Source organism: Variovorax sp. P1_G12 (genome assembly GCF_056405555.1).
This window is the reverse complement of record NZ_JBFUBW010000069.1, coordinates 1-12179: the sequence shown is the minus strand read 5'-3', so window position 1 is coordinate 12179 and position 12179 is coordinate 1. Positions and strand designations below refer to the sequence as shown.

The following is a 12179-nucleotide window of genomic DNA, read 5'->3' as shown; positions in this document are numbered from 1 at the left end:
GGCTCGGGGTCTCGCACGCGCGCTTCGAGAAAGTCCAGCAGCGCCCGCAGCGCGGCACTGTTGTGACGGCGCTGCGAATAGGCGGCGTACAGCCAGAGGTCGCGTGGCATGAACTCCTTCAGCACCGGCACCAGCGCGCCGCGTTCGATGTGCGACTGCGCCATCATCGTCGGCACGCAGACCGCGCCGAGTCCGGCCAGCGCGACGCCGATCAGCGGCGCGGCGTCGTTGGCGTCCATGCGGCTGGTCACCGGCACGCTGTAGGGCTGGCCGTCGACCTCGAACGGCAGGTGCGGCGCGCCGCCCGCCAGCGAATAGGTCAGGACGTCGTGCCGGCGCAGGTCGTCGGGCTGCGTCGGCATGCCGCGCCGGGCCCAGTAGCCCGGCGTCGCGCACAGGGCTAGATCCATCAGCCGCAGGCGCCGCACGATCAGGTTCTCGTCCCGGATGCGGCCCAGCCGCAGGGCGATGTCCACCCCTTCCTCGACCAGGTCGATCACGCGATTGCTCACGTGCAGGCTCACGTGCACCTCCGGATAGGTGACCATGAATTCGCCGATCCATCCCGCAAAGCTGCTCTGGCCGAGCCCGTGCGGCGCCGTGACCCGCAGCCGGCCTCGCGGGTGTCCCGCATGTCCCTGCAGTTCGGACTGGGTCAGCTCGATCATCTCGAGCAGCGGCTTGCTGCGCTCGAGCAGCAGGTGGCCCGCGTCGGTCAGGCTGACCGAGCGTGTCGAGCGATTGAGCAGCCGTACGCCGAAGCGGGTCTCCAGCAGCGCCACGTACTTGCTGGCGTTGGCCTTGGACATCCCGAGCGAGTGGGCGGCACGGGAGAAGCTGCCACGCAGGGCGACTTCGCGAAAGGTCTTGAGCAGTTCCAGGCCGTCCATGGCACTCCATTGTTTCTGTTTGATGAACACCCTGGTTCATTTTCATAGGGTTTGTACCTAGAAATCTGGGGCAAACTCTATCCCACTGAGCAGCCCATCCCCAAGTACACAAAGGACACTGAAATGAAGACCTCGAAGATCATCGCCGCCGCCGCCCTCTCGATCCTGGCCGCAGCAGGTGCCCAGGCCGAAACCTACGAAGGCGTCCAAGCCCCGGTGTCGGCCAACAGCCGCGCCGAAGTGAACGGCCAGGCCGTGGTGGCCGCGCGCAGCGAGAACCCCTATGCCGACGGCGTGTCCTCGCGCGTCGCCCCGGCGCTGACCACCTCGGCCGACCGTGCGACGATCCGTGCCCAGGCCGTGGCGACCGCTCACGAGCCGAACCAGAACCTGGACCGCAAGGCCTTCGTGAACAGCGTGGTGCCGGCGCAGTACACGATCGTCCGCCCGGCGACGCAGCAAGCCGGTCTCTGATCGGCCTTCATCGGCTGGATGCCGGACCGTGCCGAAGCACGGCCCGGCATTTCCCTTTTTCCCTGGGAATCGTGATTGTTTCGATCCGGGAAACGCGGTGTCTCTTTTCTTGGTGTTTTCCCTTAGGGATTCCGTTCGACACTCGAGCGCACAGGCCAGCGACAGCGAGCCTGGTTTGAAACCAACTCCGAAGAATCCAAAGGAACTGAAATGAAGACCTCCCGCATCCTCGCCGCTGCCGCACTGTCCTTCCTCGCCGCCGCTGGCGCCCAGGCTGAGAGCTACGACGGCGTGCACGCCGGCGTCTCGGCCAAGAGCCGCAGCGAAGTCAGCGCCGAAGCGGTCAGTACCGCGGCTGCGCCGAACCAGAACGTGGTGCGCGGTTCGCGCGGCGCCGAGCCTTTCAACTCGGTCGCCAATCCCGAAGCCGTGCGCGCCCAGGCCGTCGCCACCGCGAACGCACCCGACCAGAACGTCGTCGGCGGTTCGCGCGTCAACAGCCGCGTGATCTCGACCATGAACAAGTCGGCCGAACCGCGCGTGGAAGCCCAGAAGGCCGGCGCCGCAACCGTCAAGTAAGCCGGGCGCTGCCTGACCAGAAGCCGGAGGGTGCGAGAGCGCCCTCCGGCTTTTTCAATGGCTCAGTGGGGTCGGGCCAGGTAGCGCTTGCGCCAGAAGACGACGATCAGCGTCACCGCGATCACGCCCATCGACCCCATCGCGATCCAGAATCCGTCGGCCTTGTGCACCAGCGGGATGAACTCGAAGTTCATGCCGAAGATGCCGGCGATCAGGTTCAGCGGCAGAAACACCGCGGTCAGCACGGTCAGCACCCGCATGATGTCGTTGGCGCGGTGGCCCTGGACGCTGAAATGCATCTGGACCGCGGTTTCGGCGTTCTGCTCGAGCCGCCGGACGTGGTGCACCACGCGCTCGATGTGCTCGAGGACGTCGCGGCTGCGGACCATCACCAGTTCGCGCTCGCGCTGCTCGGTGGCGCCCGCCGGCGTCGGCAAGGTCTCGAGGGCGTCGATCCAGTCCTGGACCGCGGCGCGCTGGTCTTCGCAGATTTCGTCCAGGTGGTAGAGCGACTGCCGGGAATCCATCAGCGCGCTCCAGTTGGTGAAGCGGCTGTGCGGATCGATCAGCTCGGCCTGCCAGTGGTCGAGCTGGCGTGTCAGGTCGCGCCGCAGGTCGAGGTAGGCATCGACGATCTGGTTGACGACGCGCAGCATCAGGTCGGCCGGACCCGAAGGCATGCGGGAGGACACCGCGCGGACATCGAGCGCCGGGACCGCCGCGCGGCCGCGGTCGTCCGGCGCGGCGGCCGCCGCGAGCAGCTTGGCGGCGAAGGCGTCGCGCACCGTGCCGTCCTCGGGATGCACCGACAGCAGCACGCGATCGAACACCGCGAAGCCGACCGGACGGGTGTCCACCCGGCGCAGCACGGCCGGGCCGCCGCGCACCGGCGCGTCGGGCTTCGGCGCCGGTTCCTTGCCGTTGGAGGCGGCCAGCCGGCGGAACACCAGCAGGTCGTACTGCGAGGTGTAGTCATAGCGCGAGGGCAGCTGGTCGTTGAGCAGGTCGCTCACGTGGAGGTCCAGCAGCAGGGTGCCGCACAGCGACTGCAGCACCTCCTGCACCTGCGGCAGCGAGGTCTGGAATTCTTCCCGTGTCAGCGACAGCCACAGGTAGCCCCGTTCGCAGGCGCCCGGTGCTGCCATCGGCGCCAGCGCGTCGTGCTCGGTGACCTGGGTGCCGTCGATCTTGAAGATGCGCATGGGGGCCGTATTCTTAGTCAGTTGAGGACAGGGCAAAAAACTGCTGCGCAGTGTTGTTGGTCTGTCCCGCAAGGTCTCAGTTTTGCTTCAGCAGCCGCGCCGCATCGAGCGCGAAATAGGTCAGCACGCCGTCGGCACCGGCGCGCTTGAAGGCCAGCAGGCTCTCGATCATGACCGCGTCGTGGTCCAGCCAGCCGTTCTGCGCCGCGGCCTTGAGCATCGCGTACTCGCCGCTCACCTGGTAGGCGAAGGTCGGCACCCGGAATTCATCCTTCACCCGGCGCACGATGTCCAGGTAGGGCATGCCGGGCTTCACCATCACCATGTCGGCGCCTTCGGCGATGTCGATCGCGACTTCGCGCAGCGCTTCGTCGCTGTTGCCCGGGTCCATCTGGTAGACCTTCTTGTTGCTCTTGCCGAGGTTGGCGGCCGAGCCGACCGCGTCGCGGAAGGGGCCGTAGAAGGCGCTCGCGTATTTGGCGCTGTAGGCCATGATCCGCGTGTGGATGTCGCCGCGCGCCTCGAGCGCGTTGCGGATGGCGCCGATCCGGCCGTCCATCATGTCGCTCGGCGCCACGATGTCGACACCGGCGCGCGACTGTGCGAGCGCCTGCTTGACCAGCACTTCGACGGTCGGGTCGTTGAGGATGTAGCCGCTGTCGTCGAGCAGCCCGTCCTGGCCGTGGCTGGTGTAGGGGTCGAGTGCGACGTCGGTCATCACGCCCAGCTCGGGGAAGCGCGACTTGAGCGCCGCCACCACGCGCGGGATCAGGCCGTCGGGATTGAAGGCCTCGTCGCCGGCCGGCGTCTTCAGGCTGGCATCGATGACGGGGAACAAGGCCATCACCGGAACGCCGAGCGCCACGCACTGCTCGGCGACCGGCAGCAGCAGGTCGAGGCTCAGCCGTTCCACGCCCGGCATCGACGGGACCGCGTCGCGTCGTTTCTCGCCCTCCTGCACGAACACCGGATAGATCAGGTCATTGGTTGTGAGTGTGTGCTCGCGCACGAGATTGCGCGTGAACGCATCCCGGCGCAGGCGGCGCGGCCGGCCGGCGGGAAAAGAAGCGTGGAAGGTCATGTCGAAAATTGTGCCCCAAGAGCGATGGCCGCTGGGGAGCCGGCTTCCGCGCGATCTTCCAACTCATTTCTGTTCATAACGAAGAGAAAACGAATATGTTTGTACTAGTGGCTTCGACGATTAGGTTAAAAAATGGCCTGGCTTGCTTGATAGGTTGATTTGCCTTTGTTAAATTCTGTCCCGGGCGGCTTGCCGCTCCCCGCTTTTCCTCCCTGAGCGGGTGCCTTGATGTGTGACAGCAAAAGGGCTTCCCAAGCCCGGCGTTTTGACGTCGGGCTTTTTTTTCGCGCGTCCGGCGGCGGACGCCGGCCGGGCGGGGCGGAAGCTCGCCACTAAACTGCCGCCATGCTCTGGGTCAAATCGCTGCACATCGTCTTCATCGCCAGCTGGTTCGCGGGACTGTTCTATCTGCCGCGCATCTTCGTCAACCTGGCGCTGGTCGCGCCGGAATCGGTCGCCGAGCGAGCCCGGCTGGTTCTGATGGCGCAAAAGCTGTTCCGCTTCACCACCTTCCTCGCCGTGCCGGCGCTCGGCTTCGGGCTGTGGCTCTGGCTCGGCTACGGCATCGGCCGCGGACCGGGCAGCGGCTGGATGCATGCGAAGCTGGCCCTGGTGCTGGCGGCGATCGGCTACCACCACGGCTGCGGCGTGCTGCTGCGCCGTTTCGTGGCGGGCAACGACCGCCGCAGCCACCGCTGGTACCGCTGGTTCAACGAACTGCCCGTGCTGCTGCTGCTGGCCATCGTGGTGCTGGTGGTCGTCAAGCCGTTCTGAATGCGGTGGACACCCAGCACAAATCCGTCGCCTTGCCCCTGGCGCTCGCCTACGCGGCGCTGATCGTCTACGCGAGCCTGTATCCCTTCGCCGACTGGCGCGACCAGGGCATCGCGCCGTGGGCCTATCTGGCGGCGCCCTGGCCCAAGTACTGGACCGGCTTCGACTTCGCAATCAATGTCGTCGGCTATCTGCCGCTGGGTTTTCTTGCCGCCATCGCGCTGATGCGCAATCGGCCGGCCACTGGTGGCGTCCGCGCCGTGCTTCGTGCCACGGCCGTGGCCGCGGCGATCGCTTTCGCCATGGAAACCTTGCAGAGCTACCTGCCGGCGCGCATTCCCTCCAACGTCGATCTCGGGCTCAACATCGCTGGCGCCTTCATCGGCGCGGTGCTCGCGGCGGTGCTCGAGCGTGTCGGCGCGGTCGCCCACTGGCATCGGACCCGATCGAACTGGTTCGTCGACGATTCGCGCGGCGGCCTGGTGCTGCTGGCCCTGTGGCCGATCGCGCTGCTGTTTCCGGCCGCCGTCAGCTTCGGCCTGGGCCAGGTGTTCGAGCGGCTCGAGGCCGGCATTGCCGACTGGCTGGTCGACACGCCCTTCATCGATTGGATGCCGGTGCGCGAGTTCGAGCTCGAGCCCCTGGTGCCGGGGGTCGAACTGCTCTGCGTCATGCTGGGCGCGCTGGTGCCTTGCCTGCTCGGCTTTCTGGTCACGCGTTCGGTCGCCCGGCGCGCGATCCTGCTGCCGTCGATCCTGTTGGCGGGCGTGGCCGCCTCGGCGCTGTCGGCGGCGCTCAGCTACGGTCCGCCACACGCCTGGGCCTGGCTGAGCCTGCCGGTGCAGATCGGCATCGCGGCCGCCCTGTTCATCGGCGTGCTGCTGCTGGGCGCTCCGCGACGCTTCTGCGCGGCCTTGCTGCTGATCGCGCTGGTGGTGCACCTGAGCCTCCTGAATCAGGCCCCCGAGAGTGCCTATTTCGCCCAGACGCTGGCGACCTGGGAGCAGGGGCGGTTCATCCGCTTCCATGGCCTCGCGCAGTGGCTGGGCTGGACCTGGCCTTTTGCAACCCTGGCTTACGTACTGGCAGTGCTGTCGCGCAGGGCGCCCGGGGCGCCGGCTCAATAGAATGCGTCGATGTCGAGTTCCAGCATTCCCGCGCCGGCGGGTTACTACAGCCGCCACATCTTCTTCTGCCTGAACGAACGCAAGAGTGGCGAGGATTCCTGTTCGAAGCACGAGGCCCAGGCCGGTTTCGATCGCTGCAAATCACGCGTCAAGGAGGCCGGGTTGGCCGGACCGGGCAAGGTCCGGGTCAACAAGGCCGGGTGCCTGGACCGTTGTGCCGGCGGGCCGGTCGCCGTCGTCTATCCGGATGCGGTCTGGTACACCTTCGTCGACGACGAGGATATCGACGAGATCGTCGAGTCGCACCTCAAGAACGGCGAAGTGGTCGAGCGGCTGCTGTTGTCGCCCGATGTCGGCCGCTAGATGACATACCCCCCGATGCGCCTGCGGCGCCTCCCCCTCCAGGGGGCAACACCAGCGGCCCGGCAAAGCCGGTTCCGCGGTGTTCCTGGCCTTTGGCTGCGCTGGTTTCATGCGTCGGGGTCACGCGATTCGATTCGCGTGGAGGGAAACTGAGATGAACCCGCGGACCGAAAGGATCCAGCTCAAGGGCGCCGCCGGCGTCATCGAAGTCCTGCGCGACCGCGCAGCCGAAGGTGCGCCGGCGCTCGGCGTGGCGGTTGTCGCCCATCCGCATCCGTTGTTCGGCGGCTCGATGGACAACAAGGTGGTTCAGACGCTGGCGCGCGCCTTCGTCGCCTGCGGCTGGACCGCGGTGCGCTTCAATTTCCGCGGTGTCGGCGCCAGCGAGGGCATGCACGACGAAGGCCGCGGGGAATGCGAGGACCTGCGCGCGGTGGTCGAGCAGCTGGCGCCCGAGGGACCGCTGGCGATCGCCGGCTTTTCTTTTGGCGCCTTCGTCGCCAGCTGTGCCATCGACAAGCTCTGGGCCACGCGCGACATCCGGCATGTGGTGCTGGTCGGCACGGCGGCGTCGCGCTTCCCGGTCGCGACGCTGCCGGCCGAAGCCCACGAGCGCGCACTGGTGGTGCACGGCGAGCAGGACGACACCGTGCCGCTGGCCGCGGTGATGGACTGGGCCCGGCCGCAGTCACTTCCTGTCACAGTCGTTCCCGGAGGGGGGCATTTCTTTCACGGACAATTGCCGCTGCTCAAGAATCTCGTTGTCCGCCATTTGCGCGCAGGCTAGTCTTTTTCGTCTTCTTGCCCCCCATGAATCGCTTTGTTGAAGCGCTGCGCGCCTTCGCGGTCGCCGCTGCCGCATCTTTCTGTCTGGCCGCGGGGGCACAGGTGCCGGCACCGCCGGAGATCGCGGCGCGCAGCTTCCTGCTGCTCGACTTCACGGCCAACCAGGTGCTGGCCCAGAAGGACATCGACAGCCAGGTCGAACCGGCGTCGCTGACCAAGCTGATGTCGGCCTACCTGGTCTTCGACGCCTTGCGCGCGAAGAAGATCAGCCTGCAGCAGACCCTGCCGGTCAGCCCCCGTGCCTGGAAGATGCCGGGCTCGCGGATGTTCATCGACCCGACGATGCAGGTGCCGGTGGAGGACTTGATCAAGGGCCTGATCGTGCAGTCGGGCAACGACGCCACGGTGGCGCTGGCCGAGGGCGTGGGCGGCACGGTCGAGCACTTCGTCGAACTCATGAACGAGCAGGCCAGGGCCCTCGGCATGAAGAACACGAGCTACAAGAATCCCGAAGGCCTCGCCGAGCCCGGCCACACCACCACCGCGCGCGACCTGAGCATCCTGGCGACCCGCCTGATGCGTGATTTCCCGGAGTTCGTTCACTACTACGCGATCAAGAAATACCGTTTGCCCGGCACGCCGTCGACCAACGACACCAACCGCAACCTGCTGCTGTTCCGAGATCCGACCGTCGACGGCCTGAAAACCGGTCACACGCAGGCGGCCGGCTACTGCATGATCGTCACCGCCAAGCGCGACTTCCCGAATCTCACGGGCGGGCGGCGCCTGCTGTCGATCGTGCTGGGCGCCGCGAGCGAAAACGCGCGCGCCAACGAATCGCAGAAGCTCCTGAACTGGGGCTACACCGCCTTCGACGCGGTCCGCCTGTTCGATGTCAACCAGGCGGTGGCGACGCCTGCGGTCTGGAAGGGCAAGGAAAACACCGTCAAGCTCGGCCGCCCCGACGCCATCGTGGTGGCCGTGCCGGCCGGCTCGGCGGGCAAGATCAAGACGCAGGTGGTGCGTCCCGACCCGCTGGTCGCCCCGTTCACCAAGTTCCAGCCCATCGGCTCGCTCAAGATCACGCTCGGCGACGAGCCCGTGACCGAGGTGCCGCTGGTGGCGCTGGACGCAGTCCAGCAAGCCGGCGTTCTTGGCCGCGCCTGGGACGCCGTCCGCCTCTGGATCAAGTAGCCCGGGCCCGATGCGGCCCGGGATGGGCAAGCGCCCGAGCCAGTGCTATACTCGCAGGCTTTTCGGAAATTCCGAAGGGATTCACGTTTTCGGCCAATTTCTGGTCGTTTCCCCGTCTGGCCGGTTCACGCCTAGGGCCTGCGGGGCTAGTTTTGGGACTTATTCATTCATGCCAACCATCAATCAACTGGTGCGTCAGGGTCGGACGGTCGAAAAGATCAATTCGAAGAGCCCTGCCATGCAGAACTCGCCGCAACGTCGCGGTGTCTGCACCCGGGTCTACACCACGACCCCGAAAAAGCCGAACTCGGCGCTGCGTAAGGTCGCCAAGGTGCGCCTGACCAACGGCTTCGAAGTCATTTCCTACATCGGCGGCGAAGGCCACAACCTGCAGGAACACAGCGTCGTGCTGGTTCGCGGCGGTCGTGTCAAGGACTTGCCCGGTGTTCGCTACCACATCGTGCGCGGTTCGCTCGACTTGCAAGGCGTGAAAGACCGCAAGCAGTCGCGTTCCAAGTACGGCGCGAAGCGTCCCAAGAAGGCCTAAGGCTTTCTGTATTTCATTCAGCGGTGTTCGAGTGCCCTGGCCGGCGCATCGAGCGAAGTGACCCGATATTGGGTCGAGTAAGTGAGAGTTTTTGTTGGCTCTCGCGGTGTCGGAAACGACGCCAACTGAAGCAAAGAGGTTAGAAAAATGCCACGTCGTCGCGAAGTCCCCAAACGTGAAATCCTGCCGGATCCCAAGTACGGCAATGTCGAGCTGTCGAAGTTCATGAACGTGATCATGGAAGGCGGCAAGAAGGCGGTCGCAGAACGCATCATCTACGGTGCGCTCGACCAGATCGAGAAGAAGAACCCGGGCAAGGACCCGCTGGAAGCCTTCACGATCGCCATCAACAACGTGAAGCCGATGGTCGAAGTGAAGTCGCGCCGCGTCGGCGGTGCGAACTACCAGGTGCCGGTCGAAGTTCGCCCGGTCCGTCGTCTGGCGCTGTCGATGCGCTGGATCAAGGAAGCCGCCCGCAAGCGCGGCGAGAAGTCGATGGCCCTGCGTCTGGCCAACGAACTCATGGAAGCCACGGAAGGTCGTGGCGGCGCCATGAAGAAGCGTGATGAAGTGCACCGCATGGCCGAGGCCAACAAGGCCTTCAGCCACTTCCGCTTCTAAGAGTCGTTCCCCCTAATCAGACAGGCTGGAAGCCCGAACCACCGAGACCGGTGGGCGGGCTTTCATCCGTTAACGGAGTAAATTTCATGGCACGCAAGACCCCCATCGAGCGCTACCGCAATATCGGTATTTCGGCGCACATCGACGCCGGCAAGACGACCACCACCGAACGTATCCTGTTCTACACCGGCGTGACCCACAAGCTGGGCGAGGTGCATGACGGCGCCGCCACCACCGACTGGATGGAGCAGGAGCAAGAGCGCGGCATCACGATCACCTCGGCTGCCGTGACCTGCTTCTGGAAGGGCATGGACCACTCCATGCCCGAGCACCGCATCAACATCATCGACACCCCCGGCCACGTGGACTTCACCATCGAGGTGGAGCGTTCGATGCGCGTGCTCGACGGCGCCGTGATGGTGTACGACTCGGTCGGCGGCGTGCAGCCCCAGTCCGAAACCGTCTGGCGCCAGGCGAACAAGTACCGGGTGCCGCGCCTCGCGTTCGTGAACAAGATGGACCGCATCGGCGCCAACTTCTTCCGCGTGCGCCAGATGATGATCGACCGCCTGAAGGCCAACCCGGTGCCGATCGTGATCCCGATTGGCGCCGAGGACAAGTTCCAGGGCGTGGTCGACCTTCGCAAGATGAAGGCCATCTACTGGGATGAAGCTTCGCAAGGCATGAAGTTCGACTACCGCGAGATTCCGGCCGAACTGCTCGAGTCCGCCAAGGAATGGCGCGAGAAGATGGTCGAGAGCGCCGCCGAAGCCTCTGAAGAACTCATGAACAAGTACCTCGAAGAGGGCGACCTCTCCGAGGCAGAGATCACGCTCGGCCTGCGCACCCGCACCATCGCCGGCGAGATCCAGCCGATGATGTGCGGCAGCGCGTTCAAGAACAAGGGCGTGCAGCGCATGCTCGACGCCGTCATCGAACTGATGCCGTCGCCGATGGACATCCCGCCGGTCGAAGGCACCGACGACGACGAGAAGGAAACCAGCCGCAAGCCCGCCGACGAGGAGAAGTTCTCGGCGCTGGCATTCAAGCTGATGACCGACCCGTACGTGGGCCAGCTGACCTTCGTGCGCGTCTACTCGGGCGTGCTGAGCAAGGGCGATACCGTCTACAACCCGGTCAAGGGCAAGAAGGAGCGCATCGGCCGTATCGTGCAGATGCACGCCAACGAGCGTCTCGAAATCGACGAAATCCGTGCCGGCGACATCGCCGCCTGCGTGGGCCTGAAGGACGTCACGACCGGCGAAACGCTGTGCGACCCTGATGCCATCATCACGCTCGAGCGCATGGAATTCCCCGAGCCCGTGATCTCGCAGGCCGTCGAGCCGAAGACCAAGGCCGACCAGGAAAAGATGGGCATCGCGCTGCAGCGCCTGGCCTCCGAAGATCCGTCGTTCCGCGTGCGTTCCGACGAAGAGTCCGGCCAGACCATCATCTCCGGCATGGGCGAGCTTCACCTCGAAATCATCGTGGACCGCATGAAGCGCGAGTTCGGCGTCGAAGCCAACGTCGGCAAGCCGCAAGTGGCCTACCGCGAAACCATCCGCAAGACGGTCGAAGATGCCGAAGGCAAGTTCGTTCGCCAGTCGGGCGGCAAGGGCCAGTACGGCCACGTGGTGCTCAAGCTCGAGCCGAACGAAGCCGGCAAGGGCTTCGAGTTCGTCGACGCGATCAAGGGCGGCGTGGTGCCGCGCGAGTACATCCCCGCGGTCGAGAAGGGCGTGATCGAAGCGCTGACGCAAGGCGTGCTGGCCGGCTACCCGGTCGTCGACGTCAAGGTCACGCTGCACTTCGGTTCGTACCACGACGTGGACTCGAACGAAATGGCCTTCAAGATGGCCGCGATCTTCGGTTTCAAGGAAGGCGCCCGCAAGGCTTCGCCGGTGATCCTCGAGCCGATGATGGCCGTGGAAGTCGAGACCCCGGAAGACTACGCCGGCAACGTGATGGGCGACCTCTCGTCGCGTCGCGGCATGGTGCAGGGCATGGACGACATGATCGGTGGCGGCAAGCTCATCAAGGCTGAAGTGCCGCTGTCGGAAATGTTCGGCTACTCGACCACGCTGCGCTCGGCCACGCAAGGCCGCGCCACGTACACGATGGAGTTCAAGCACTACTCCGAAGCACCGCGCAACGTGGCCGAAGCCATCGTCGCGTCGCGCTCGAAGTAAACCTGTTCAGTCTGCGACCTTGTGCCTCTCGTTGCCCGTGGCGAGAGAACCAGCAACAGGGTGCAGACGTTAAACCTCACACGGGCAATGCTCTTTCAAGGATAGAAAATGGCAAAAGGAAAATTCACCCGCACGAAGCCGCACGTCAACGTGGGCACGATCGGTCACGTGGACCATGGCAAGACGACGCTGACGGCGGCGATCGCCACTGTGCTGTCGGCCAAGTTCGGCGGCGAAGCGAAGGCCTACGACCAGATCGACGCGGCTCCTGAAGAAAAGGCGCGCGGCATCACGATCAACACGGCCCACGTCGAGTACGAGACGGCCAACCGCCACTACGCGCACGTCGACT

The 12179-nt window shown here is 65.4% G+C and carries 14 protein-coding genes; 11 read left to right on the top strand and 3 right to left on the bottom strand.

The window, feature by feature from the left end:
- Positions 1-890: LysR family transcriptional regulator (locus tag AC1D2O_RS37070; protein WP_478158874.1), on the bottom strand; the 890-nt coding region annotated here is incomplete at its 3' end.
- A gap of 123 nt (positions 891-1013) precedes the next feature.
- Between AC1D2O_RS37070 and AC1D2O_RS37065 the strand changes: the two genes are divergently transcribed.
- Entirely contained in the window at positions 1014-1364 is a 351-nt protein-coding gene (locus AC1D2O_RS37065) for an alpha/beta hydrolase (RefSeq protein ID WP_478089444.1), read from the top strand.
- Positions 1365-1574: 210 nt separating this feature from the next.
- Positions 1575-1943: a DUF4148 domain-containing protein gene (locus tag AC1D2O_RS37060; protein ID WP_478089445.1), complete on the top strand. Its 369-nt coding sequence runs from the start codon at positions 1575-1577 to the stop codon at positions 1941-1943.
- A 62-nt stretch (positions 1944-2005) separates the two neighbouring features.
- Here AC1D2O_RS37060 and AC1D2O_RS37055 read toward each other — a convergent pair whose 3' ends face one another.
- Both AC1D2O_RS37055 and hemB read right to left on the bottom strand, forming a co-directional pair.
- Entirely contained in the window at positions 2006-3145 is a 1140-nt protein-coding gene (locus AC1D2O_RS37055) for a magnesium transporter CorA family protein (protein ID WP_478089446.1), read from the bottom strand.
- 76 nt (positions 3146-3221) lie between these two features.
- Positions 3222-4226 carry a porphobilinogen synthase gene (gene hemB, locus AC1D2O_RS37050; RefSeq protein ID WP_478089447.1) on the bottom strand — a complete coding sequence of 335 codons (1005 nt, stop codon included), beginning with the start codon at positions 4224-4226 and terminating at the stop codon, positions 3222-3224.
- 345 nt (positions 4227-4571) lie between these two features.
- On the opposite strand from hemB, the gene AC1D2O_RS37045 reads away from it, so the two are divergent.
- From AC1D2O_RS37045 to AC1D2O_RS37005, 9 genes are all read left to right on the top strand, one after another.
- On the top strand, positions 4572-5000 hold the full coding sequence (locus AC1D2O_RS37045; protein ID WP_478089448.1) for a CopD family protein: 429 nt from the start codon (positions 4572-4574) through the stop codon (positions 4998-5000).
- A 5-nt stretch (positions 5001-5005) separates the two neighbouring features.
- On the top strand, positions 5006-6127 hold the full coding sequence (locus AC1D2O_RS37040) for a VanZ family protein (protein ID WP_478158873.1): 1122 nt from the start codon (positions 5006-5008) through the stop codon (positions 6125-6127).
- Between the two features lie 9 nt (positions 6128-6136).
- A complete protein-coding gene (locus AC1D2O_RS37035; protein WP_478089450.1) occupies positions 6137-6490 on the top strand; it encodes a (2Fe-2S) ferredoxin domain-containing protein in 354 nt (117 codons plus the stop codon).
- A gap of 154 nt (positions 6491-6644) precedes the next feature.
- Complete coding sequence (locus AC1D2O_RS37030) at positions 6645-7277, top strand: alpha/beta hydrolase (protein WP_478089451.1); 633 nt, start codon at positions 6645-6647, stop codon at positions 7275-7277.
- A 23-nt stretch (positions 7278-7300) separates the two neighbouring features.
- Positions 7301-8470, top strand: coding sequence for a D-alanyl-D-alanine carboxypeptidase family protein (locus tag AC1D2O_RS37025; protein ID WP_478089452.1), 1170 nt, complete (start codon positions 7301-7303; stop codon positions 8468-8470).
- 169 nt (positions 8471-8639) lie between these two features.
- Positions 8640-9017, top strand: coding sequence for a 30S ribosomal protein S12 (gene rpsL / locus AC1D2O_RS37020; protein WP_013543948.1), 378 nt, complete (start codon positions 8640-8642; stop codon positions 9015-9017).
- 147 nt (positions 9018-9164) lie between these two features.
- The gene (rpsG, locus tag AC1D2O_RS37015; RefSeq protein ID WP_077002363.1) at positions 9165-9638 is read left to right on the top strand and encodes a 30S ribosomal protein S7; all 474 of its coding nucleotides are present in this window, start codon (positions 9165-9167) and stop codon (positions 9636-9638) included.
- An 86-nt stretch (positions 9639-9724) separates the two neighbouring features.
- Positions 9725-11827: an elongation factor G gene (fusA, locus tag AC1D2O_RS37010; protein ID WP_478158872.1), complete on the top strand. Its 2103-nt coding sequence runs from the start codon at positions 9725-9727 to the stop codon at positions 11825-11827.
- A 108-nt stretch (positions 11828-11935) separates the two neighbouring features.
- Positions 11936-12179 (top strand): GTP-binding protein (locus AC1D2O_RS37005; RefSeq protein WP_478158694.1); only part of this gene is annotated, 244 nt, incomplete at its 3' end.

What these genes read in the sequence shown, in the direction of transcription:
- AC1D2O_RS37065 (WP_478089444.1), top strand. Translation starts at nt 1,014, where the DNA reads ATGAAGACCTCGAAGATCATCGCCGCCGCCGCCCTCTCGATCCTGGCC.
- AC1D2O_RS37060 (WP_478089445.1), top strand. Translation starts at nt 1,575, where the DNA reads ATGAAGACCTCCCGCATCCTCGCCGCTGCCGCACTGTCCTTCCTCGCC.
- fusA (WP_478158872.1), top strand. Translation starts at nt 9,725, where the DNA reads ATGGCACGCAAGACCCCCATCGAGCGCTACCGCAATATCGGTATTTCG.
- AC1D2O_RS37035 (WP_478089450.1), top strand. Translation starts at nt 6,137, where the DNA reads ATGTCGAGTTCCAGCATTCCCGCGCCGGCGGGTTACTACAGCCGCCAC.
- AC1D2O_RS37025 (WP_478089452.1), top strand. Translation starts at nt 7,301, where the DNA reads ATGAATCGCTTTGTTGAAGCGCTGCGCGCCTTCGCGGTCGCCGCTGCC.
- AC1D2O_RS37045 (WP_478089448.1), top strand. Translation starts at nt 4,572, where the DNA reads ATGCTCTGGGTCAAATCGCTGCACATCGTCTTCATCGCCAGCTGGTTC.
- AC1D2O_RS37055 (WP_478089446.1), bottom strand. Translation starts at nt 3,145, where the DNA reads ATGCGCATCTTCAAGATCGACGGCACCCAGGTCACCGAGCACGACGCG.
- rpsG (WP_077002363.1), top strand. Translation starts at nt 9,165, where the DNA reads ATGCCACGTCGTCGCGAAGTCCCCAAACGTGAAATCCTGCCGGATCCC.
- rpsL (WP_013543948.1), top strand. Translation starts at nt 8,640, where the DNA reads ATGCCAACCATCAATCAACTGGTGCGTCAGGGTCGGACGGTCGAAAAG.
- AC1D2O_RS37030 (WP_478089451.1), top strand. Translation starts at nt 6,645, where the DNA reads ATGAACCCGCGGACCGAAAGGATCCAGCTCAAGGGCGCCGCCGGCGTC.
- hemB (WP_478089447.1), bottom strand. Translation starts at nt 4,226, where the DNA reads ATGACCTTCCACGCTTCTTTTCCCGCCGGCCGGCCGCGCCGCCTGCGC.